The organism is Flammeovirga pectinis (assembly GCF_003970675.1).
In the GTDB taxonomy this organism is placed as follows: Bacteria; Bacteroidota; Bacteroidia; order Cytophagales; family Flammeovirgaceae; genus Flammeovirga; species Flammeovirga pectinis.
Genome location: NZ_CP034562.1, coordinates 1,531,270 through 1,554,069, shown reverse-complemented (window position 1 = coordinate 1,554,069; position 22,800 = coordinate 1,531,270). Strand labels below are relative to the sequence as shown.

General features: G+C 32.7%; 21 protein-coding genes. 7 read left to right on the top strand and 14 right to left on the bottom strand.

Going from position 1 to position 22,800, the window contains the following annotated elements:
- Positions 1-4 precede the first annotated feature (4 nt).
- The 3 genes from EI427_RS06255 (at position 5) to EI427_RS06245 (ending at position 3,591) form a co-directional block, all read left to right on the top strand.
- Entirely contained in the window at positions 5-1,447 is a 1,443-nt protein-coding gene (locus EI427_RS06255; protein ID WP_126612777.1) for a M17 family metallopeptidase, read from the top strand.
- A 155-nt stretch (positions 1,448-1,602) separates the two neighbouring features.
- Positions 1,603-2,823 (top strand): ATP-grasp domain-containing protein, encoded by a 1,221-nt coding sequence (locus tag EI427_RS06250; protein WP_126612775.1) that lies wholly within the window; start codon positions 1,603-1,605, stop codon positions 2,821-2,823.
- Positions 2,824-2,856: 33 nt separating this feature from the next.
- Positions 2,857-3,591: an esterase family protein gene (locus EI427_RS06245; protein WP_126612773.1), complete on the top strand. Its 735-nt coding sequence runs from the start codon at positions 2,857-2,859 to the stop codon at positions 3,589-3,591.
- A 44-nt stretch (positions 3,592-3,635) separates the two neighbouring features.
- On the opposite strand, the gene EI427_RS06240 is transcribed toward EI427_RS06245, so the two are convergent.
- Positions 3,636-5,843, bottom strand: a complete 2,208-nt coding sequence (locus tag EI427_RS06240) for a caspase family protein (RefSeq protein WP_170178407.1) — start codon at positions 5,841-5,843, stop codon at positions 3,636-3,638.
- 254 nt (positions 5,844-6,097) lie between these two features.
- Between EI427_RS06240 and EI427_RS06235 the strand changes: the two genes are divergently transcribed.
- Positions 6,098-7,720 carry an alpha/beta hydrolase family protein gene (locus tag EI427_RS06235; protein WP_170178406.1) on the top strand — a complete coding sequence of 541 codons (1,623 nt, stop codon included), beginning with the start codon at positions 6,098-6,100 and terminating at the stop codon, positions 7,718-7,720.
- A 175-nt stretch (positions 7,721-7,895) separates the two neighbouring features.
- Here the strand turns inward: EI427_RS06235 and rplI are convergent, their stop codons facing one another.
- From rplI to EI427_RS06215, 4 genes are all read right to left on the bottom strand, one after another.
- Positions 7,896-8,339 carry a 50S ribosomal protein L9 gene (gene rplI / locus EI427_RS06230; protein WP_126612767.1) on the bottom strand — a complete coding sequence of 148 codons (444 nt, stop codon included), beginning with the start codon at positions 8,337-8,339 and terminating at the stop codon, positions 7,896-7,898.
- Positions 8,340-8,373: 34 nt separating this feature from the next.
- Complete coding sequence (gene rpsR / locus EI427_RS06225; protein WP_126612765.1) at positions 8,374-8,628, bottom strand: 30S ribosomal protein S18; 255 nt, start codon at positions 8,626-8,628, stop codon at positions 8,374-8,376.
- Positions 8,628-8,996 (bottom strand): 30S ribosomal protein S6, encoded by a 369-nt coding sequence (gene rpsF, locus EI427_RS06220; protein WP_126612763.1) that lies wholly within the window; start codon positions 8,994-8,996, stop codon positions 8,628-8,630. The genes rpsR and rpsF overlap by 1 nt, the downstream gene beginning before the upstream one ends.
- A gap of 136 nt (positions 8,997-9,132) precedes the next feature.
- Complete coding sequence (locus EI427_RS06215; protein ID WP_126612761.1) at positions 9,133-10,089, bottom strand: CobW family GTP-binding protein; 957 nt, start codon at positions 10,087-10,089, stop codon at positions 9,133-9,135.
- 94 nt (positions 10,090-10,183) lie between these two features.
- Here EI427_RS06215 and EI427_RS06210 point away from each other — a divergent pair, with 94 nt between their 5' ends.
- On the top strand, positions 10,184-11,218 hold the full coding sequence (locus EI427_RS06210) for a guanosine monophosphate reductase (protein ID WP_126612759.1): 1,035 nt from the start codon (positions 10,184-10,186) through the stop codon (positions 11,216-11,218).
- Between the two features lie 143 nt (positions 11,219-11,361).
- Here EI427_RS06210 and EI427_RS06205 read toward each other — a convergent pair whose 3' ends face one another.
- Positions 11,362-12,387 carry a rod shape-determining protein gene (locus EI427_RS06205; protein ID WP_126612757.1) on the bottom strand — a complete coding sequence of 342 codons (1,026 nt, stop codon included), beginning with the start codon at positions 12,385-12,387 and terminating at the stop codon, positions 11,362-11,364.
- 265 nt (positions 12,388-12,652) lie between these two features.
- Between EI427_RS06205 and EI427_RS06200 the strand changes: the two genes are divergently transcribed.
- A complete protein-coding gene (locus EI427_RS06200; protein ID WP_126612755.1) occupies positions 12,653-13,999 on the top strand; it encodes a hypothetical protein in 1,347 nt (448 codons plus the stop codon).
- A 71-nt stretch (positions 14,000-14,070) separates the two neighbouring features.
- On the opposite strand, the gene EI427_RS06195 is transcribed toward EI427_RS06200, so the two are convergent.
- The 5 genes from EI427_RS06195 to EI427_RS06175 all read right to left on the bottom strand — a co-directional run bounded on the left by EI427_RS06195 (position 14,071) and on the right by EI427_RS06175 (position 17,493).
- Positions 14,071-14,685 carry a hypothetical protein gene (locus EI427_RS06195; RefSeq protein ID WP_126612753.1) on the bottom strand — a complete coding sequence of 205 codons (615 nt, stop codon included), beginning with the start codon at positions 14,683-14,685 and terminating at the stop codon, positions 14,071-14,073.
- Positions 14,686-14,874: 189 nt separating this feature from the next.
- Positions 14,875-15,261, bottom strand: coding sequence for a DUF1987 domain-containing protein (locus EI427_RS06190; RefSeq protein WP_126612751.1), 387 nt, complete (start codon positions 15,259-15,261; stop codon positions 14,875-14,877).
- A gap of 13 nt (positions 15,262-15,274) precedes the next feature.
- Complete coding sequence (locus EI427_RS06185) at positions 15,275-15,853, bottom strand: SiaB family protein kinase (RefSeq protein ID WP_144075550.1); 579 nt, start codon at positions 15,851-15,853, stop codon at positions 15,275-15,277.
- A 109-nt stretch (positions 15,854-15,962) separates the two neighbouring features.
- Complete coding sequence (locus EI427_RS06180) at positions 15,963-16,808, bottom strand: CvfB family protein (RefSeq protein WP_126612747.1); 846 nt, start codon at positions 16,806-16,808, stop codon at positions 15,963-15,965.
- On the bottom strand, positions 16,801-17,493 hold the full coding sequence (locus EI427_RS06175) for a pseudouridine synthase (RefSeq protein ID WP_126612745.1): 693 nt from the start codon (positions 17,491-17,493) through the stop codon (positions 16,801-16,803). The genes EI427_RS06180 and EI427_RS06175 overlap by 8 nt, the downstream gene beginning before the upstream one ends.
- A 172-nt stretch (positions 17,494-17,665) precedes the next feature.
- Between EI427_RS06175 and EI427_RS06170 the strand changes: the two genes are divergently transcribed.
- Positions 17,666-17,908: a hypothetical protein gene (locus EI427_RS06170; RefSeq protein WP_126612743.1), complete on the top strand. Its 243-nt coding sequence runs from the start codon at positions 17,666-17,668 to the stop codon at positions 17,906-17,908.
- A gap of 73 nt (positions 17,909-17,981) precedes the next feature.
- Here the strand turns inward: EI427_RS06170 and EI427_RS06165 are convergent, their stop codons facing one another.
- From EI427_RS06165 to EI427_RS06155, 3 genes are read right to left on the bottom strand one after another with little or no spacing between them, the layout of a single operon-like run.
- The gene (locus EI427_RS06165) at positions 17,982-18,584 is read right to left on the bottom strand and encodes a DUF445 domain-containing protein (RefSeq protein ID WP_126612741.1); all 603 of its coding nucleotides are present in this window, start codon (positions 18,582-18,584) and stop codon (positions 17,982-17,984) included.
- Between the two features lies 1 nt (position 18,585).
- Positions 18,586-19,170 carry a Maf family protein gene (locus EI427_RS06160; RefSeq protein WP_126612739.1) on the bottom strand — a complete coding sequence of 195 codons (585 nt, stop codon included), beginning with the start codon at positions 19,168-19,170 and terminating at the stop codon, positions 18,586-18,588.
- Position 19,171: 1 nt separating this feature from the next.
- The gene (locus EI427_RS06155; RefSeq protein ID WP_126612737.1) at positions 19,172-22,780 is read right to left on the bottom strand and encodes a caspase family protein; all 3,609 of its coding nucleotides are present in this window, start codon (positions 22,778-22,780) and stop codon (positions 19,172-19,174) included.
- Between the last annotated feature and the right edge of the window lie 20 nt (positions 22,781-22,800).

Sequence of the window (22,800 nt, the reverse complement as noted above, 5' to 3'; positions counted from 1 at the left end):
CATAATGTTAACTAATTTATTAATTGATAATACTGAATCTTGGGAAATTCCTTCGTTAGTAATTTATACCGAGTCTACTTGGGAAAAACGATTGGAAAGAGCTGCTCAAAAGTGGAATATCTCTGTACCTATCTTAAAAAATGATTTTCTGGCTAAAGCAGGAGAATCAATTGTTTTAAGAAATAATGATAAAAAAGTAACATTATTGGGTATTGGAGATTCTATCGCTTTTAAAGTAATTGAAGATGCTGTAAGAAAGCATGTTTTTGCTAATCGAGATAAAGTAGGTAAATCATATACTTTAAATTTAAAACATTTAGGAGATCATTTAGAAAATGTTATCTCTCCTATTATATCAGGTGTTCTATTAGGACATTATCAACTAAAAGGTATACCAACTAATGTTGATATTCACCTTATTCTTCCTAAAGAAAATAGAGCAAAACATATTATTCTTATTGAAGATGCCAAAAAGGTAGCTGAAGCCAAATTATGGGCGATGTACCTTGTTGATACTCCTTCTAACATTATAGACCCTCAAGGATTTGCTGACGAGATTGAGGCAAAATCTAACGAATTTGGGTTTGATGCTACTACTTTTAGAAGTAGAGAAGGTTTAAAAACACTTGGTTTACATGCTGTTCTTGCTGTAAACGCAGGTAGTAAAAACAATCCTTCGTTTTCTATCTTAGAATACACACCAAAAAATCCAGTTGCTTCAATTGCATTTGTAGGTAAAGGTGTAACTTTCGATACAGGTGGAATTTCTATGAAGGGTTCTCAAAATATGCATTGGATGAAATGTGACATGGGTGGAGCTGCTGCAGTAGCTGGAGCAATTGCTGCTATTGCTGGAATGCGATTACCTATTGCTGTTACTGGTTTCATTCCTGCTACTGATAACATGGTAGATGGTGCTTCTGTAAAACCTGGAGACGTTATTCAAAGTCATTCTGGAAAAACCATTGAAGTAATTGACACAGATGCAGAAGGTAGATTATGCCTTGCTGATGGTGTCTCTTTTGCTTGTAAAATGAAGAACTTTGACCATATAGTTGATATTGCAACACTTACGGGTTCCTCTGTTATGACATTAGGCTATGAAGCAGGTGCAATGTTAAGTAATAACGTAGAGACTGCACAACTCTTAACTGAGGCTAGTATCTCTACTGATGAAAAAATATGGCAATTACCATTATGGGATGTGTACAATAAAGGCATTCAATCTGATGTTGCCGATGTAAAAAATTACCCAGGTAACCCAGCCGCTGGTGCTATCCATGCAGCTAAATTTATAGAAGCCTTTGTTCAAGAAAACACAAAATGGGCTCACTTAGATATTGCCGGAGTAGCATTTGCTGCAAATGGCTATGGAAAAGATAGAAATGCAACAGGTTTTGGCGTTCACTTATTGCTTGAATTTGCCAAAATCATCGCTAATCAATAATATAAATACCCTACCTCTATTTTTCAGTTGAGGTAATAAACATTCAATTCAGCGTATGTTTGGAAGATAAACCCTTTTGAATACACACCTTAGTGGTTTGTTTTCAACCTTAGTTAAACTTCCAAACATACTTATTAAACCTATTTTATAGTACTATGAGTCATCAAAGACCTTTATCGATTCTGTGTGTTTCTTGTTATTTCAAAGGTGAAGACTTCCTTATTGGAGCAAAAGAAACTGGTGCAAAAGTAACTTTACTTACTGTTAAAGATTTAGAGCATCATGCTTGGCCAAAAGACAGCATTGATGAAATGATATTTAGTGGACAGTCAGCAAAAGACTGGAACTACGAGCACGTTATCAAAGGATTGGCTTTCAAATTTAGAGAAGAACCTTTCGATATTATTGTTGCATTAGATGATTTTGATGTTGAAAAAGCGGCTTATCTTAGAGAGCATTTCAGAACTCCAGGAATGGGGCAAACAACGGTTAGACATTTTAGAGATAAGTTAGGTATGAGAATGAAAGCTGAAGATCTTGGCTTACCCATACCTAAATTTACGGGGCTTTTCTCTAATGAAATGATTCATGATTTTCTAGAAAATGTGGAAGGACCTTGGTTAATTAAACCTCGCTCTGAAGCATCAGCTTCTGGAATCCAAAAAGTGCACACGCATCAAGAATTTTGGGATGCTGTTAACGGTCTTGGGGATGAAAGAGATGACTTTCTTGCAGAAGCATTCCGTCCTGGTGATGTGTTACACGTAGATAGTTTATCATTAAATGGTAAAATCATTTTCTCTCGTGCGCACAGGTACATGAATACGCCAATGGAAGTAGCACATGATGGTGGGGTTTTCAGAACACATACCATGGAACATGATGCAAAAGAAACAGAAGAAGTTTTAGCTTTAAACGAACAACTTTTAAGTGGTTTTGGTTTAAAACATGGTGCATCTCATTCTGAGTATATCAAAGACCACGCAACGGGAAAATATATCTTTCTAGAGACTGCTTCTAGAGTTGGTGGTGCAAACATTGCAGAAATGTTAGAGGCTTCATCTAATGTAAACCTTTGGAAAGAGTGGGCTAAAATTGAGTATGCTGTTGCAACAAATACTACATACAACTTACCTACTTTAAAGAATGATTATTCCGGAATCATTGTTTCATTAGCTAAACAAGAATGGCCAGAATTATCTCAATATAATGATGCGGAAGTTGTTTGGAAAATGAATAAACAATACCATGCTGGTGTTATTGTTTCTTCAGATAAATTAGAAAGAGTAACAGAATTACTTGAGCAGTATGCTTCTCGTTTTTACGAAGACTTTTTTGCAACTCTACCTTCTACAAGAGATAGACCTACTACATAAGAGAAATACAAATAAACTTTATAAGATACTACAATGAAAAGAGATATTAGTGGGTGGCATAGTCCACGTTTAAATAAATGGATGGATATAGTAAGTTATGGTCATTATGGACCTGCATTACTTTTATTCCCTACTGCTGCTGCAGACTTTTTAGAATACGAAAGATTTCAATTAATTGATGCTTTAAAACCTTTTATCGATGCCGGTAAACTTAAAGTGTATTCAATTAATAGTATAAATACGGAGTCTTGGATGAACAATCAGATGCACCCAAGACATAAAGCTGAAAGACAAGAAGCTTTTAATCATTATATCTATGACGAGGTAGTTCCTTACATTTTTAATGATTGCGGAGGACACACTCCAATTATTCTATCAGGTGCTTCTTTTGGAGCTTTACATTCAGCAAATATCTTCTTTAAGCGTCCTGATTTATTTTGGGGTTTAATTGCAATGAGTGGCGATTACCAGTTACATTCTTATACAAAAGGATATGCTGATGATCTTACATTCTTTAATTCACCTTTAAGTTATTTACCGGGGTGGAATGATCATTATATCATTGATCAATTAAAACAAAAAGAAATTGTTTTAGCAACCGGACAAGGTAACCACGAAAAACCATCTGCTGCTATTGAATTATCACATGTTTTAAATGCAAAAGGCATCCATAACCATTTAGAAGTATGGGGTCACGATATTCATCATGATTGGCCTACTTGGCGTCAGATGCTTCCGCATTTCTTAGGAAATTGGTTTATTCATTAAGCACAAAAAAGCCTATCAAATTTAAGTTTGATAGGCTTTCTTTTTTAGTTAACTTCTTCTCCGTAAAAGGTGTGTTTTTCTAAGTACCAATTACTAACAGAATTTGTTTTCCTTGTATCTTCCTCTTCCAACAGAGATTCTAAAGAAGCATCTTCTCCGCTACCCCTAGACCTTACTCCTGTCTGATTAAAAATAGAAGTATCAATAATAGCACTAGTAGTACTTAACATTAAAATATTATCTGTTGTAAAAGGAGGAGAAACAGCTAATTCACCTGCTTCTACTAATTTAATTGTACTTTTATAATCCCCTTTTTCTTGAGCAATTTGCTCTGTATTGTTCTCTACAGATGCGTTTCTATCTGGGAACAGAAGTTGCATACTACCATCATTTTCTAACAAAAAGATATAAATATAACGATCTTCGTTGTTCCAACTATCGTATAATTTTTCATCTAAATATAAAGAAACAGTATATACTTCTCCTTCCACTAATGCACCCTGAGAAATAATTTCTCCGTTAGATTCTTTCATCAAACCTAGCTTATATGGGAAACAAGCATTATTAGGAGGAACATCCATTGTTAACCAACTTTTCACTTCCCCTAAGCGAAGAGCAAAATCAGAAAGCAAAACTGTTTTTTCTTTACTTAACCAATCTGTAATTTCTGGTAATGGGCTATGATCATCTTTATTTGTAGCAGATGTTCTTAACCAAGCGTATTCTAAAATATTAGATTGGTTGTACTTACCAATTAATTGATAATCACACCTTGCATTAGTTCCTACTTTTTCAACTTTAGCTTGACCAACCAAAGCTCCTTCAATTTCTTTATAAACTCCTTCCGATGGAGGAATTTCAATAAATACTTTCCCTGTTACGTTCTTACTCTTTATGTATTTATCTACATCAGAAGAAGTTGGAACATTATCAGAAAAAACATCTTTATTACCCTGATTTAAAGCTACCCATTTATCCGAATCGTCTTTCTTAATTAAAAGCTCTATTGTCGGTTCTAGTGGGTTATCTGCTAGTAAATTCTTACCTCTATAATATTTAGAAAGTTCTTTTACTTTTTCTAAATCAGTAGTATTTATACCTGCAGAGCTATAATTTACTTTAAGTCTATTCTTGTTATAAGGAGCCCATTTTGTCACCTTTAAAAGATCACCTTCAGATAATTCTTTATCACCCTCAATAATTTTACAGTAGCTTCCATTTACACCAAATAATGATGTTACTTCTACCACAGTTCCTTTTTCACCATGCGATAATTGTGTACCCGGTACAATACCAAGAGCGCTTCCACCATCCAAAGTGATTTTATATTTATTTTCTGCATCTACCACTCCAATTTGCACACCAATAGAGGGGTCTGCAACTCCCCCAAATAATGGAGCTTTAATTCTTTCTGCAGATGCTTCTATTACTGGATCTTGTCTAGGAACAGCATTATATAATATAATAGAGTTTACTCTTTTAAAAACATCTTCAGCAGATTCATTCACATTACTTGCTTGCATTGCCTTAATCAAAGCATAAGTGAATACTCCATGAGATTGCCCTCTAGAATCTTTATATTCTTTAGCAAATTGATAATCCTGAGCAGCTGATATTACAAGTGCTCCCCTTTCTGCGGCAGATTGCTTTTTCTCAAATTTTGTATCAATATCTAAGTCTGAAACAGGAACATATCTAGATTTTAATTCATTAATATTGATTTTCCCTCTAGTACCAGAACCACTAAAACAGTTATCAAAGATGACCGTTAGCTCTCCGTTTTTATCAAGAATTTGATTTAAAAGATCATTAATCTCAACATCAAGAAGATATTCATTTGTTCTTAATACATCAGAAGGAACAATTGCCTCATTTTTCTTATCTAATTCATAGAATTGAGAATTTGTAATTTGAGCACCATGTCCTGCGTAATAAATAAAAACTTGATCTCCGGGTTTAGTCGATTTTATCAATTGATTAAATCCTTTAATAATTGCTTTTTTTGTTGTGTTTTTTTCACCAGCAAGCAACTTCATGTTTTTTTCATTAAAGCCATATTTAGCTCTTAGAATATCATAAACTGCTGATGCATCGTTTACTGCTCCATCTAAATTTTGCCATTCTGCAAAGCGTTCGGTTTCAGAATCATAATATTTATCTATACCGATAAGAAGTGCTCTTTTTTCAGATGCTATTGATAGTAGAGAAAGAGATAAAAAACAACAAAGTAAAATATGTAATTTAGGTTTCATTCTTATTTTAAATTGACTTAATTGTATTATGTGTAGAAAACAGTAGTATAAATATAACATAATTATACTTGATGATGAGAAATACATTCGTTAAATCTCAATATGAAATTTAGATTAACAATCCTCCTCCTTATGTATACTTTATATTTATCACTAAAAACTATACCGTATTAACTTACAAATGGTATATAAATTGCCTTATTTTTTTATTATTACATATATAGATGACATTCATTTCATCTAAACTAAAAAACATGAATCGATTTTTTTTTATAATTAGCCTATTATCTTTTAGCATTCAAATCTGCAATGCTCAATGGAAAAACGAAAATCTTGAAGGTAAATGGATTGGCACAGCTGATTTTGAATTATACCCTGATTTAGTTTTTGTAAATATAGATTCTCTGATTAAAGTAAAACTATTTTACCACCAAGAAGAGACCAATAAAGTAGACAACTACAAGGAAACGTTAGACTCCTTAACTTTTCAAATTGATACGCCCTCTATGGCTGCTACCTATAAAGGAGAAATTTTGAATGATAGCACTATAATGGGACACCTTGAAGTTGGTTACAAGCAAGTTGATTGTAACTTAATTAGGGTCACTCCTATTACAATTGATGATTTAGGAAGTCTTCTAGGGTATTTCAGCTTCGAAGATGGCAGAATGATTCAAATTGAACCTTTTTATATAGATGGAACAATTCATCCTCTTCAAATTCTTGATTTTAATAACGGAAAAAAAAGAATTTTATACCCAACATATAAGGATGAAAAACAAGTCACTTTTTCTGCAGGTTTAAAAATGGCGTCATCATACCCTACGGATTTCACCATCACATTATTTAAAAACGAAAATGGAGAAGCAGTAAGGTTACAATATGATTCATATACAGAAGGTACTTCTTTAAAAGAAGGGAAAAGATTACAAGATCTCGCAGACTATAAAGATATCAGTATAAAAAATGAAGACATACAAATTGAAGGTACACTTACATATCCTAATATAGATGGAGGTAAACTTCCTTTAGTAATTTTTGTACCTGGTGCAGGAGAACAATTTAGAGGTAATATTTTCGATGAATACGTGAGGACTTTACCCTATTATGGGATAGCTACTTTTGTTTATGATAAAAGGGGGTGTGGAGTTTCTACGGGAGATAGAACAACTGCAAATTTTAATGATTTGGCAGGAGATTTAACTGCTGTTATCGAGAAATTAAGAAAGACAAAAAGGATAGATAGTAAAAACATTGGGTTAGTAGGTTTTGATCAAGCTGGGTATGTTATGCCGATCTCAGCATCTACTAATGAACATATAAAGTTCATTTTAAATATTTCTGGAGCATTAAGTAAGTTTGCTGATCAGGAAAAACAAGCGTTAGAAAAAAGACTTAAAGCTGATCTTTACACAGATTACGATATCAAAATAACATTAGATTATCAGAATCTATTAATGGACTATTTTGAAACAGGTGTAAAAACACCAGAATTGATTGCAGCTCATGATAAAATAATTGTTACACCAATGACTGAATATGTTACTACTTTTGATGAGGAAGAATATATCGCATGGTGGAAACGATATTTTGACTTTGATGCTAAACAGTATTGGGATAAAATAAAAATTCCAGTCTATACGCTTTACGGAGAAAATGACAACTTATTAGATCCTACACTAAATTTAGAGCGAATAGCTTCGTTCAAAAATTCTAAATATTTTGAGGGTAAGGTCTTTCCAAAAGCCAATCACTTTCTTTTAACAGGTGGTAAAAGAGGCGATGTTCAGCTAACAGAAGTTGAAGGTTATCCTCCATTCTTATTTAAAACAATTAATGAATGGATTGGCGTACAAGTTGGTTTAATTAAGAAGTAATCATCTTTGAGTGCTAAAATTAAAAGGGTATAACTAATTTCAATAGTAGTTATACCCTTTTAATTTTCCTCACCAAAAAAGGCTTTCCCAACCGAAGTTGAAAAAGCCTTTTAAGGAAAAAACTCAAATAATAAGATTGCTGCCTAACGGCAGTAAATTCTTTTAATTTGAAAAACTATGCAGAAACTACTTCTAAAGTGATTTCTTGCTGAACTTCTTTATGAAGATCAAGTACTGCTTTGTACTCACCTAACATACGGATCTCAGAAGAGAAACCGATACGCTTACGGTCAATATCAAAACCTTGAGCTTTAAGAGCGTCAGCCACTTGAAGTGGAGTTACTGCTCCGAAGATCTTACCACTCTCACCAGCTTTAGCTGTAAGAGTAAGTGTTAACTCACCAATTTTTGTTGCTAACTCAACTGCGTCTTGTTTAACTTTTTCAAGTTTATGAGCAGCTTGCTTGATTTCCTCATTTCTCATGCTGATGTTAGCTGAAGTAGCTAATTTTGCATAGCTTTGAGGGATCAAATAATTTCTACCATAGCCAGGTTTAACATTAACGATGTCGTTTTTGTAACCTAAACCTTTGATATCTGTTTTTAAAATTACTTCCATTTTTTTAGAAAAAATTTCTAGTTATCGTGATTGATTACTTTAAACCGTCTGCTACGTAAGGTAGAAGAGCTAGTTGACGAGCACGCTTCACAGATGTAGCAATTTTCTTTTGGAATTTTTGCGAGTTACCTGTAAGACGACGAGGTAAAATTTTACCTTGCTCGTTTAAGAATTTTAATAAGAATTCAGAATCCTTAAAATCGATGTATTTCACACCGTACTTTGTAAAGCGGCAATACTTTTTAGTACGCTCTTGCTTTCTGTTGATAGGTTCGTTTTGGAGACTCATTATGCTGATTTTTCTTCAGTTTCAGATTTTTTTGACCATTCGCCATTTCTTCTGCGCTCGTTAAAAGCAACACCGTGCTTGTCAAGAGATACAGTTAAGAAACGTAAGATGTTTTCGTCACGCTTTAATTCTAATTCGAATTTTGCGATGATTGACGGATCTGCCTTGAATTCAAATAAGTGATAGTGACCAGTTGACTTTTTGTCAATTGCGTACGCTAACTTTCTGAGTCCCATATCTTCTGATGAGTACACGTCTGCACTTGCCTCTTTCAGATGATTTTCAAATTTAGCAATAGCCTCCGTGGTTTCGGAATCGGACAACACAGGTGTCACGATGAAGACTACTTCATAATGCTTTAATGCCATTTTTATAAATTAATTTTTTGAAAAATTCAAAAATTCAATACCCCGAACACTATTCGGGTCTGCAAAAGTAAGAATTTATATTTCTACAACCAACATTTTTATTAAAGTTGATTGTTGGTTAACAAGAATTCACACCCTAACGCAGTAAAATAGTATTAATTTTTTTCTCAATTGCCTCTCTTTTTATTCCTTTACCAATAATTACAATTCTGTTAATTCGTTGTTCTCCTACACCCCATTCGCTACCTATAACTATCTTCGATTCGTTCCTAACACCTTGTACTATTACTTTATTTGATTCTCCAGCAATATTAAATATGCCCTTAAAACGATAAATAACTTCAAATTGCAATTGAAATAGTACAGACAGCCACATCTCAAGTTTTGTTGCATCAACATTACCTTCAAAAGTAAAAGAATAAGAAACGGTATCACCATGATTGTGAGAATGTGCTCCTGCAACAAAACTAGCCCTCTCCTCTACTTTAGAAGATGAAAAAGAATTTAAGTTTAAAATATCTTTTTTAACAACTTCACCATTATAGTTTTTCTCAGTCAAAGCAAGAGGATTCATCAATTTACATTGAAATAGTGCTTGTTTGATTGTTTCTTCACTCACTTCATCACATTTTGAGAAAACTAAAAAGTCACTGAAAGCGATTTGTTTTATTGCTATTTCATCTTCTTTTATTGATTGAATAACATTTTTAACATCAACTATCCCAACAGTTGCATTAAGTTCAAATAAACTAGCAATACCAGGATCGCCTATAAATGCAGCTGCTACAGCACTAGGATCAGCAATACCAGTTGTTTCAACAAGTAAATGATCAAACTTTTTATCTGAGTTTAATAAATTACGAAGTACATCTCTAAGTTCTCCATTAAGAGAACAACAAATACAACCATTTGCTAATTCGAATATATCCTCTTGGTTATCAACAATTAAACTACCATCAATTCCTACTTCACCAAATTCATTTTCTATTACAGCAAACTTAGCGTCAGGATATTTTTTAATAAGGTTATTTAAAAATGTTGTTTTACCAGCTCCTAAGAACCCTGTTATTAAAGTTACTTTTATTTTTTTCATAGTATATATTTACACAATTATGTCTTAAAATTACAAACAGTTTTATTATATTTGTCTGTTTTGTGAATAAATAACTACGTTATAATTTTTCAGTATGAAAATCAGAAAAGCCTATAGTTTCGACGACGTATTAGTCGTGCCCAAGTACAATACAATCAAATCACGTAGAGACGTTAGTTTTAGAACTAAAGTTACTAAAAACCATTACATCGATATTCCTGTTCTAATTGCAAATATGGATACAGTTTGCGAAAGTAACATGTGTATTGCTGTAGGTAGACTTGGAGGTCTTGGTGTTTTACACCGTTTCTTAACAATAGAAGAACAAGCGAATGAGGTTAGAAAAGTAAAAGCTGAAGGTTTACTTTGTGCTGCTGCTTTAGGTATTAAAGATTATGAAGATAGGTTAACTGCACTTGCAGAAGCTAAAATCGATGTCATTGTTCTTGATATTGCTCATGGTCACTCTGAAATGACAAAAGACACACTTCTTTTTATTAAGAAGAACTACCCACAAATAGATGTTATGGTAGGTAATATTGCCACTAGAGATGCTGCAGTAGATTTCTTAGAATGGGGTGCTGATGCTTTAAAAGTAGGTATTGGGCCAGGTTCTATGTGTACTACTCGTATTATGACAGGTTCTGGTGTCCCTCAATTAACTGCAATTGACGATGTTTATCAAGCAGTAGGAAATCGTATTCCAATTTGTGCAGATGGCGGTATCAAACAACCAGGTGATGTTGTAAAAGCAATTGGTGTGGGTGCAGACAACGTTATGGTAGGATCTATTGTTTCTGGGACTGATGAAGCTCCAGGTGAATTAATTACTACTAATGAAGGAAAATTCAAAACTTATAGAGGAATGGCTTCTTTCGATGCCGCAATTAGTAAGTTGAAAAAAGATAATAAAAAATCAAGAGAAGTAATTTCTGTTGAAGGTGAAAAAACTTTAGTTCCTTATAAAGGACCTGTTGAGCCTATCATCAAAAAATATTTAGGTGGTTTAGCTTCTGGTATGACTTACCAAGGTGCTACTACTCTTGATGCTATGAAAGGTAATGTAGAATTCGTTGAAATGACAACTTCTGGTCTTTATGAAAGTAAAGCTCATGGTGTAAGAAACTAATTCTTATCTTTTTCAAGATACAAAGCCTATACATGTTAAATACGTGTATAGGCTTTTTTTAATTATCAGAAAAAATAATCTATAAAAAAACTCCATATCTCTTTTCGAGCTATGGAGTTTTTTACTTTCAATAAGTATATATCTTAAGTCATTAAAACAGCCTTGAAATCATCAAGATTTCTTAATGCCTGACCAGTTCCTCTTACTACCGCTCTCAACGGATCGTCTGCAACGTGAACAGGTAATTTCGTTTTAATAGACAAACGTTTATCTAATCCTCTTAATAAAGCACCTCCACCAGTTAAGTGAATTCCTCTATCGTAAATATCAGCAGATAATTCTGGTGGAGCAGTTTCTAAAGCTCTTAATACAGCTTCTTCAATTTTAGAAATTGACTTATCAATTGCATAAGCAACTTCTGAGTAAGTAACTGTAATTACTTTTGGAATACCTGTCATTAAATCACGACCACGTACTTCAAAAGGCTCAATTTCTTCATCTAACTCCGTTAAAGCAGAACCTACTTCTACTTTAATTCTTTCTGCAGAACGTTCGCCAATCAATAAATTATGTTGACGACGCATGTAATCAAGAATATCTCTTGTAAATACATCTCCGGCAGTTCTAATAGACTGATCTCCTACAATACCAGAAAGTGCAATTACAGCAATTTCTGTAGTACCACCTCCAATATCAACAATCATACTACCTACTGGTTGTTCAATGTTAATACCAATACCAATAGCAGCAGCAATTGGTTCAGGAATCATGTACACCTCTTTTGCTCCAGCATGTTCAGCAGAGTCCCTTACGGCACGTTTTTCTACTTCAGTAATACCAGAAGGAATACAGATAACCATTCTATGAGAAGGAGTAAAAAACCTTTTTCCTTGGTTAATCATTCTGATCATACCACGAATCATTTGTTCAGCAGCATGGAAATCAGCAATAACGCCATCTCTTAAAGGTCTAATTGTACGAATATTTTCATGCGTTTTTTCGTGCATTTGCATTGCCTTCGTACCCACGGCAATTACTTTTCCATTCTGACGGTCCAATGCAATAATTGACGGTTCGTCCACTACTACTTTATCTTTCTGAATTATAAGTGTATTGGCTGTACCTAAATCAATCGCTAGGTCGCTAGAAAAGAAATCAAACAATCCCATATATATATTATCTTTGCTATCAGTTTCAAGTTATTAAGACAACAAAAATGCTGATAATTTATTAAAATTTCTATTTAATAATCAATGCATTTAGAGTCTACTCGTTTTTCAACTTTGCAAAACTGCAAAAACTACCTCTAAATAGAAAGTATGTGTAGAAATTACATTAATTTTTTTACATCTGTTTTGTATTTTATCTATGCTTTTTCATTCAAACTGAGTATTATTGAAGTGAATTAGAGAAAAAAACATAAAAATCGAAAGAATGCATCTTATTGAACTTTATACTTTAGAGAATAATGACCGTCTAGATTTAGTTGAACACAACATTTCTCCAGAGCCTGGTGATTTTATTTTTTCTAAAAATGAATATGAGTTCCTTAAATCATTATACGACAAAAATGTGCCGTGTGATGTTAGCCTATTCCCAAAATTCTCGGAAGAAATTGCTAAGGAAATTAAAGCGTTATTAGATGAGTGTGATTTTAACGAAAAAAATCGTTCTTCCATAAAAGATTTACTTGAAAAGGTCGATTTGAATGAAGAACAACTCAACTTTATTCAACAACTAATTTCTAAGCTAGATGAGATTGAAACTGATTGGGAATTTGAAGATGAAAACCGTTGGGAATTAATCGAATCTCTAAAAAATATTAGTGTCTTATTCATGATGAATGAGATAGAAAGAGAATTTGGTGACGGTGAATTAACTTCAGCCACTACCCTAACGGACAACGAATTTAAATTATTGTCTATTATTCACGAAGATGAATCGAAAAATAAAGCAGAAGAAAAAGTAGGTGATCTCACTTTTAATTTAGCTCAATTAGATTACATCAGAGAGATTATCACAACACTTGAATACCCAGAAAATACTCCATTAAATGTTCAACAAGAAGATTTCATTTTAAATATCTTAGAGAAATGTTCTCATCTTAATGAAGAGGAACCAAATGAATTTCACACATTTAGTATTCAAGAACTGTTTGAAATAGAATCCGCTTCTTCTATCACCCAAGATGATTCTTCGATTTTTGCAGATAACAATTTTTCTAAAGCAGAATTAAAGCTATTAGATGCTGTATTTAATAATAAAGGGTTTATTAGAATCGGTGATTCCAAGTATTCTAAAAAGCAATTAGAAAGCCTCCGTGGTGCATTTAATGAGGAAATTGAATGGGATAGTGTCAAAAAGTACTTCAGTGAGTCTCAGCAGGAATTAATCTCTCATATATTTATAGTGTATGATAACCAATTCTTAATTGAAGACGATGGAGATTCTGAAGAAACGAAGATTGATATAGAAGTATTCTATTTAATGGATCAGATTGAGAGAAATGAAATCGAAAACATTGGTAGCTCTATCAGTTCATTAATATTTGATGATGTTCAATATGCTCTATTGGATGCTGTTTTCAAGAATAAAAAATCTTTTAAAGATGATTTACTTAAAATTAATCTTAAAAAGAATGAGCTAGATAAAATAGAAAAAATATTTGATCAATTACCACTTTATCAGAGTGATAAACTAGTAATCTCGTTACCTAAAAATGCAAAGAAATTTGTTGATAGCCTGATTCAGACAGCTATAGTTAATGATCCAAAGATCTAAAAAAATACAACTAACAAAAAAGCCACTAGAATTTAATTTCTAGTGGCTTTTTTGTTACACTTTAAATTTCATTAAAGTGCTACATGAATACCAATTTGAGCACCACTACCAAGGATTACTTGTAAACCAATCTTGTCATTAAAGTGATACTTACCACCAATTCCTAATCCAATCCATAAAGGAGAAGATGTACTACCATTATAATCTTCGCTATGGTTACCATTCCCTACATATTTATATGAGTTGATAGCAAATCCAATATCGCCACTAGCAAATACATCCCACTTTGGGTGTGTAATATTTAAAACTCTATCAGCATACCATCTAAACCTTGCACCTAAACCAATTGTAGAGTGTCTCCAATCGTCATTATTATGATTTTGGTGAATATGCGAAGCATAAGAAAGAGATGGAGCAACAGTGAAATCCTTAGCTAAATGGAATTCATAATCTACTTGTATACCTGTTCCACCATGATTCCAATAAGATGCTAGTCCAACGTTCAAGTTATGTACTCCAGAATAATTTCCGGCTCCAGATGATGAACGCTTTTTAGAAGAATGATTTGAAGAAGATGAATTTCTATTTTCATCGTCGTCCTTATTTGATTGAGCGTTAACGTTAATAGTCATTCCTAACATTAAAAATGCAAGAATTAGAGAGAGGTTTAATCTTAGAGATTTCATTGAATAAAAATAAGTTAAATTTTAATACAATGAATAGACATTCACGGTATGACATCAGACAAAATAATCTACAAAAATTTCTCAATATTAACACTTGTAATGCTATTAGAATTTCCCAAGAAAAATTCCACTAAAAAAAAGCCTTTGAGGTAAACTCAAAGGCTAATTTATATATCTTAAATTAATTTCTTAATCTTCTTCTTCTAATACATGCATGTGAATCGGCAATTTAATGACTTCCTTAAAGTCTTCGCCAGATTCTTGCATATCCTCATCGTCTTCTTCATAATACCAATTCACCTCAACATCATGTCCACTTGCTTTTAAAAATTCTAACTTTCTAAAAACTTCAACCAGACATTTAGAAGAACTTGTATTAAAATATTCCAAACGAACATCAAATAAAGTCTTAGGCTGCGGCTTCGTATTATATTCATCAAGCCATTCAAAAAGTGGCTTATAAAACTCAATTGAATTTTCTGGGATTGATCTCCCTGATATTAGAAAATGACCACTCTCATACTCCATTTGTATCAGAGGTGTCTTCGGTGTATCTTTCTTTAAAAAATCTTTCATTTTCGAAGTGCAATTAAATTGGCACGCTTACTTTAATTGTGAAAAAAGAGCTTTGTTCATTTGTATCAGTGAACTCATAATCAAGTTTTTGACCTGACTTTCGGGCGATATCTATAATACCAAGTCCCGCACCTCCTTGTTCAGAAAAATCTCCATTGCTAAGTACTTTCCTGTAACGCATTTTTAATTCGTCAACAGAAAGCTCATTAATAGAGTCAATCCTTTCTTTTAGAAAGTTAGCTGTCTCAATAGGCACGTAGTTACCTGCGACAATGTAATAAGCGTCTGCCCCTTTGGACAACAAAAACATAACAATATTTGTAGGCGAGTCACTAGCCTTCATTGTGTCAACGCCTTCAAAATGATGGAATATATTTTGTAATATTTCCACTGCAATCACATTAATTCGTCTTTGCAACTTCATTAATGATTCATGCTCTGAAAGCGAATCTTCAACACGACTAAGTATCTCTCCTAAGATATCATCATTCATAATGCCTTTGAAAGCAAATAGTTCTTTACCATTTGCTCCACGCATTTTATCATATAGAGAATTTACTTCTGAATGCACTTTAATAATAGTGTTATCCAACTTTTACCGAGTCCTCGTTTTAACAATAAAAGGGATGTTTAAATAATCTTTACAATTACCTCATCTTTAATTTATTATCAAAATCTTTTTGATTAAAAATTAAATTATTTTAGAAATTAACTAGTTCAGTTCCTTCTTCGGTAAATTTAATTGCGCCCAATTTATACAAATAACCAAGTAGTTGCTTAAATTGTTTTTTACTCATTTTAAATTCACGCTTTATTTCATTCGGGTGACTTTTATCGTTAAAAGGCATTTTCCCTCCTTTCTTGCGAAGTTGTAATAGTAATTCCTTTGCTACTCTATCTGTGTCATCAGAATTGTATCCTTGTTTTTGTAAGGATAAATCTAATTTACCATCAGGTCTAACCTCAGTAATAAAGCCTTTGACTTTACTTCCTATTTTTAAAGGTTTATATACCTGATTCTTATAAAGTAATCCAGTCCATTTTTTATTTATGATACACTCATAACCGAGTTCTACTTCTTGAGCAATATACATATAAACTTCTTGGTTTCTCTCAAAGCCAGATGTGTCTTGCGACAAAAATTTATATAATTTGTTGGAAGCAAAAACCCTACCTGTAATTCTGTCTCTATCGACATAAACAGTGTAAAGTTGTCTTTTTCTCATAGGTTCAGTTTGCTCCGAAAACGGAACAAATAAGTCTTTAGAGATGCCCCAGTCTAGAAAAGCCCCCATCTTGTTGGTGTCTTTACACTCCAATGTAGTAAATTCTCCGACAATTCCCTTAGGTTTTTCATGAGTAGCTACCCATCTTCTCTCATTATCTGTATAAATAAATACATTTGTGGTCTCTCCAACCTTTAATTCGCCTTTTGCTAGACGAATTGGCATAAATACATCTTCTTCCTCTAATGTAAAGAAGTAACCGAAATCTGTAATTCGTGCAACTTCTAAATCTATATATGCGCCTGCGAGTATCTTACTCATAATTTATTCCTATTAAATTCAATATTTGACTAAAATCTTGAGGTAACGAAGATTTGACACACACCATTTCATTTGTAAATGGATGAACAAAACTATAAGATGATGCATGCAGCCAAAGACGATCTAATTTGAATTTCTCAAGCATCATATTATTATGACGATGATCGCCATATCTTCTATCCCCTATTATTGGATGATTTTCACCTCTTAAATGTAAACGTATTTGATGAGTACGCCCCGTATATGGTCTACTTTCTACCAAACTGTAACGTGAAGTAGGATAAGGCCCTACAGGAACTTCTAATTCTACGTTTTGTAAAGGTTTTATCAGTGTTTTTGCTGATTTGTATACCTTGTCGTATCTATTTTTAATATGGTTTGTTAATAGCTTTTCTTCTAATAAATGTCCTCTAACAAGAGATAGATATGTTTTTTTCACTTCCCCTTCTTCATTATTCAATTTCTGAAATTTTGCTGTTGCATCAGAAGAAAATGCAAAGATTAGAACACCTGAAGTTGCTCTATCTAACCGATGACAAGGATAAATATATTTACCTATTTGATCTCTTAACTGAAATATTGCAAAATCACCCTCGTTTCCTGTTAATTCGGATGGATGAACCATTAAACCAGTTGGTTTATTGATTGCAATGTAATGTTCATCTTGGAATAAGATTTCTAACATTTATTAAATAAGTATTAAGAAAAGACAAAATTTAAACAAACACACGTACATTACGTAACTATAAGTGGTTATATTTGCCAATGAAGAACAAATATACAAGGTCTGTTTTCAATATTTTAATATTTTGAGACATTATACAGATTCATTACGAAATAATATTTGAAATTAAATTATGCTAATCAAAATAATTATTGTTGTAGCGGCATTTATGTTTCTTTTCAAAAGGTATTCGAAAGTAATAATTAAGTTTCTTTTGAATGTTTTAGGAAAAAGAATGATCAAAATGCAACAGCAAGGAAATAATCCTTATTTCAACCAACAGCAAGCTCCGCAAAGACAGCCTCAGAACGACTTTGAAAAAAGTATTAAAGTCGATGAAGAAATGACGATATATATTCCTAAAAAGAAAAAATAACAAAAAGACCTACTTTATAAATTAAAGTAGGTCTTTTTGTTTCTATATATTTAGAGAAGAAATTTGAGATTATTTACCCCAAATAATAAAGTATTCCAACTTGAACTAATCCGATTAAGAATCCTAGAACAGCTCCCATAATCTCAATAAAAGTAAGTTCTTGTTTGATAACAGACATCAGTAAGTCTTCAAATTTTTGATCTGAAAAGTGAATTACCTTCTCATAAACTATATCTTGAATACTTATTGAAGTGATATTATCTCCTAGATCTTCCATTAATTTAGGGATCATATCATCTACTGATTTCTCCATACCGTCTCGAATTTGATCTATCATGGCATCACCTCCAAACATTTGCAACATTGGGCCAAATTGAATAGCTTTTTCATCAACAAATTCATTGATCCGCTTCATAATTGCTACTTTCAATTTTGCTTTATTGTCTTCAGTATTAAGTTTCTCCGTAATCATTTCCGGAGTAAAGAGATCTTTTTCTACAATAATACCCAAACGTCTAGCTAAAGTATCTTTCCTTCTTGGGAATACCCCATGCAAGGTAAATAACCCTAAATTAATTGGCTTTCTCGGATGAAAAAGCATTTTTATTGCAACATAATTAGTTACCCAACCAATCCCTGCAGAGATCAAAGGCAAAATCCACATTATTAAATTCATACTATTTACTTTGTAGTAATTCTGTTAACTCCTTAAATATTTTGGCCGTTGGCAATCCCATTACGGTAAAGTAAGATCCATTAATTTTATCAATCATAGACATTCCTATCCATTCTTGAATTCCATAACTTCCTGCTTTATCAAACGGTTTCTTTTCTTTAATATAATAATTAATTACCGTATCATTTAATGGTAAAAAAGTAACCTCAGTGCTATCAGTAAATGAAATTCTACTTTCTTGCGTTTGAATGCAAACTGCAGAATAAACTTTATGTGTTTTACCAGATAGTTTACGCAACATTTCTACGGCTTCATTTGCATCTTTAGGCTTTCCTAAAACCTCATTATCTACTACGACAACGGTATCAGAAAAGATTACAATTTTGTTTTCTTCTAAATTGGAAAATGCATCAGCTTTACAATTTGCAATATGTTCTGCAACTTTATCAGCAACTAAATCACTCGGATAAGATTCATCGACTTCTCTAACTTCTATAGAGAAATCTAAATCTAAACCAGATAAAAGCTCTGCTCTTCTAGGAGATTTAGATGCTAATATTAATTGTTGACCTTTTAAATCAATCATTCTAATTATCTTTAAAATAAGTAACGATCTCAAATATAGCTTTCTCTATCAATATTTCTCGGTCTTCGGCCTCTGTTTTAAACGAATATTTAACTTCATTATCTTCAATGATCTTAATGGCAACCTGTATTTCATTATCATTTTCTGTGTATTTCCCTTTTAATTGAAAAACGCCTTCTCCTTTAGCATAAGGTGTAAAAGTAAATGAATTGTAACCACTGTTCTTACCTTCAGATAGTTGTAATAATTTCCTATCAAAATAAGCGGATAATTGAAGAGGGTCTGTCCAGATTGAATCCTCTTCGAAATCTGACATTCTTATTCTTGCTAAATTTGATGAAATTGAAATATTACTTTTCACATCATCAGTTACTCTACCAATATCAAAACTATCTCCTCCATGTGGTATTCTCATTTCAGGTTGTTGAAATGCACCAAAGCGCTCTGCTAATCTAGGTACTTCATCTACAGAATTTCCAAACATCATTTGTACATCTAAAAATTCTCCCTTTCTTAAATTTCCTCTTTTCAAGTAATCTAAGATCGAATATGTCAACAATCCTTGTCCATACATAGAAGACTCATAACTTACTTTATCAGCCGCAGAGCCTGCTAGTAAATACATTCCTGAACGAGTTCTCACACGTTCTAAAGCTCTTAATCTAACTGCTTCCTCATCAATATTTCTAGATGCAATTATTGTTTCTGCAAATTTACCAGCATTACAAGCATCCATAATAAAAACCTGGCGTGTAATTGGTATTTTCTTCATCCAATCCAACCATTCTTTACCTGCAATTGCATACGCTTCTTTAATTCTATTGTCTGTTAAATCTGCAGTTGAAATATCTTTCGTTAAAAAGAAAAAATCTTCGTCTCCGTTTTTTTCTTTTACAGACATACCGTGCCCTGCCAAGAATACAAAAAGAACATCTGAAGGAGTAGCTAATTGCTGAAGGCTATCGAAAGCTAATTTTATGTTTTGCTTATTTGGCTGATGTTTTGGATCTGTACTACCTGTAGAGAAAAGATCTACATGTACTCTATGTTCACCAAATAATTCTTGCGCTGATGATTTAATCGATGTTGCAATTTTTTCAGCATCCTTAGCCGCATATTTTAGATCAAGTGTTGTTCCTCTATAATCAGAAACTCCCACAACAATACCGTAAAAAGAAGGAATCGTTTGATCTTCATTCTTTGATTTGTGCTTTATCGTCAAACCTCTTCCTGACAATGTTCCCTCTAGATTTTCAACTTTTATAGTGATATTATTTAAATTACCACCACCTTCAAAAAGATAACTTAGAGAATCTAAAGGAACTGAATATTTATTCTTATCGTGTTTTTGATTTAAGATATTGATCTTATTTAGTGTATTGTTTATTTTGTACTCAGAAATATCTGACAATACTTCTTTTCCATTCACTAATACAGCTACTTTTCCAATCCCACCACCTCTATCTACAACTTCTACCAATAACTTATCCCCTTTTTTATGCATTCTTGCTTCTGGGTAGAGTAATATATCTGTCAACTCTGGAACAACCCTTAACTCTGAACCCATAAATAGTTTAGAACCTAAACTTGGCTCCCAATACATATCTTGAAGTTGTACCAAATCAATCGTTTCATTTCCCGCAACATAATATAGGTTTTTCATATTCGATTCAGATGCATCAAACAAGCCTGAATTATGCTGAACAACCCAACCTATATCTCCATCAGATAAAACTACACCAAATCTTAAATCAGAATCAAGATCCCATATTCCTACACCTAAGTCGTTAGACAAAGTTAGAAACACTTGTTTACCAGGAAAGTCAAGTACATCTACAACATTCCCTTTACTTTGTTTGTAATCATAAATAATAGATGATAAATCATTTGAGAAAGTTAATAAACGGCCATTTTCTTCTGCAGCGATTACATATTTATTATCATAAGTAAATTTTGCACTCAAAATTTTATTTTCAACATCAATAGATCTTATTAAAGAGGCATTAGTTAAATCCCATAACGATAATTTATTCTTACCTCCAACAATTAACTCCTTCTCATCATTGCTAAAAGATAATGAAGTAATTAACCTATCTTTTGATCTAAAAATAATTTTATCTGCTGTGTTCTGAACCGGTACAACAACAACTTTTCTATCACTAAAGCCAATTGCAATTTTACTCCCTGATAAAGTAGATGTAATAGCTGTTATTTGATAATATGAACTATAAACCAACTTAGGCTTACTTTTTATTTGAGTAGTATTTATGCTGAATAAGTTACCCGCGTTATCAGAATACAGTAATGTAGAATCGTTTGGTAAAAGATAGGAATGATAAATTGGAGCATTCACTTTATATTCATGCGATAACTGAAAGTTAGTTGTATTGTCCCAAACTTTAATTGTCGAGTCTAAAGAAGTGGTCACTAATTTACCATTTGATTTAAATTTTGTATTTGATATTTCTTGATCATGTGCTTCCCATTTTGTAAGGTCTTCCCTACTGCCAAGTTTCCATAACCTTAAAGCACCACTTTCTGAAGAAACTGCTATGCATTGAGCAATTAAAGAGACAGAAAAACCCTTTGCTTTATCTTTAATTGGTTTCCAAGATGCTATCAATTTCATCCCTTTTACTTCCCATAAAGCAATTTCACCATCGTTATAAGCTACAACCACCACGTCTCCTTTTTTACTAAAAGCAGATGTTATTATTTCTCTACTAGAAAATTCCTTTTCGAGTAAAAGGCTATCTCCTTCAATTTTATAGAAATAAGCATGGTTACCTCTAGAAGTAATAATCACCTTTCCGATTGAATGAGAATATTTAATAGTATTTACGCCTGTTCCATCGGGCATATAACCATTATCCGTAATAGAATCAGTGTCTATATTCCAAGAAATTAGCTTACCGTCCCAACCACCACAGATAATTACATTCTGTTCTTTAAGAAAGATGATATCAGCAACCCAATCCTCAAATAGCTTTTTTTGTTTCTTAACTTTCTTCTGAGAAATATTCCATATCTCCACAGAACCATCAAATTTCCCGAAAATTACAGAATTATTAGATTTTGGAAAGGATATAAATGTGGATACACCTGAAGTCAATTCGGCAGACCAGTTATGCACTTTAGCTTTCTCTTTAGACAGCCAATCCCAATGGTAAACCTCTCCTTGTGCATTGATATAAATGATTATATCCTTCTTAAAACGCACTTCAATAATTGCATCAGACAAATGATCTATAGCAGAAACTAGCTTTCCAGATTTAGTTTCCCATACTTTTACAGAGTGATCTAAACCTGCAGAAACAATAAATTGCTTGTCTTTGGATAAAGAAATATCTGCAACGCCAATTTCATGAGCATTTATAGTTCTTAATAAACGTTCTTGCCCTGTATCCCAAATTTTTATTGTTCTATCTTCTCCAGCTGAAATAATTAAGGCCCCATCTTTCGAAATATCCAAAGAGGTTACCTTCCCTAAATGACCTTGAGAGAATGTCAGTGCAATATTAGCATCTTGACTAAATGAACATTGAGCGTAAAAAAAGAGGCCAATAGTAATAATTAGCCTCCATTTTAAAATTAATATCTTTAAGTACATTCTATTATTACTTTAAGTAA

Bases quoted from the DNA above. Each gene is read 5' to 3' on its own strand.
- EI427_RS06200 (WP_126612755.1), top strand. From the start codon at position 12,653: ATGCATCTTATTGAACTTTATACTTTAGAGAATAATGACCGTCTAGAT.
- rplI (WP_126612767.1), bottom strand. From the start codon at position 8,339: ATGGAAGTAATTTTAAAAACAGATATCAAAGGTTTAGGTTACAAAAAC.
- EI427_RS06255 (WP_126612777.1), top strand. From the start codon at position 5: ATGTTAACTAATTTATTAATTGATAATACTGAATCTTGGGAAATTCCT.
- EI427_RS06245 (WP_126612773.1), top strand. From the start codon at position 2,857: ATGAAAAGAGATATTAGTGGGTGGCATAGTCCACGTTTAAATAAATGG.
- EI427_RS06155 (WP_126612737.1), bottom strand. From the start codon at position 22,780: ATGTACTTAAAGATATTAATTTTAAAATGGAGGCTAATTATTACTATT.
- EI427_RS06190 (WP_126612751.1), bottom strand. From the start codon at position 15,261: ATGAAAGATTTTTTAAAGAAAGATACACCGAAGACACCTCTGATACAA.
- EI427_RS06240 (WP_170178407.1), bottom strand. From the start codon at position 5,843: ATGAAACCTAAATTACATATTTTACTTTGTTGTTTTTTATCTCTTTCT.
- rpsR (WP_126612765.1), bottom strand. From the start codon at position 8,628: ATGAGTCTCCAAAACGAACCTATCAACAGAAAGCAAGAGCGTACTAAA.
- EI427_RS06205 (WP_126612757.1), bottom strand. From the start codon at position 12,387: ATGGGATTGTTTGATTTCTTTTCTAGCGACCTAGCGATTGATTTAGGT.
- EI427_RS06215 (WP_126612761.1), bottom strand. From the start codon at position 10,089: ATGAAAAAAATAAAAGTAACTTTAATAACAGGGTTCTTAGGAGCTGGT.
- EI427_RS06165 (WP_126612741.1), bottom strand. From the start codon at position 18,584: ATGAATTTAATAATGTGGATTTTGCCTTTGATCTCTGCAGGGATTGGT.
- EI427_RS06170 (WP_126612743.1), top strand. From the start codon at position 17,666: ATGCTAATCAAAATAATTATTGTTGTAGCGGCATTTATGTTTCTTTTC.
- EI427_RS06160 (WP_126612739.1), bottom strand. From the start codon at position 19,170: ATGATTGATTTAAAAGGTCAACAATTAATATTAGCATCTAAATCTCCT.
- EI427_RS06195 (WP_126612753.1), bottom strand. From the start codon at position 14,685: ATGAAATCTCTAAGATTAAACCTCTCTCTAATTCTTGCATTTTTAATG.
- EI427_RS06250 (WP_126612775.1), top strand. From the start codon at position 1,603: ATGAGTCATCAAAGACCTTTATCGATTCTGTGTGTTTCTTGTTATTTC.
- EI427_RS06210 (WP_126612759.1), top strand. From the start codon at position 10,184: ATGAAAATCAGAAAAGCCTATAGTTTCGACGACGTATTAGTCGTGCCC.
- EI427_RS06235 (WP_170178406.1), top strand. From the start codon at position 6,098: ATGAATCGATTTTTTTTTATAATTAGCCTATTATCTTTTAGCATTCAA.
- EI427_RS06175 (WP_126612745.1), bottom strand. From the start codon at position 17,493: ATGTTAGAAATCTTATTCCAAGATGAACATTACATTGCAATCAATAAA.
- rpsF (WP_126612763.1), bottom strand. From the start codon at position 8,996: ATGGCATTAAAGCATTATGAAGTAGTCTTCATCGTGACACCTGTGTTG.
- EI427_RS06180 (WP_126612747.1), bottom strand. From the start codon at position 16,808: ATGAGTAAGATACTCGCAGGCGCATATATAGATTTAGAAGTTGCACGA.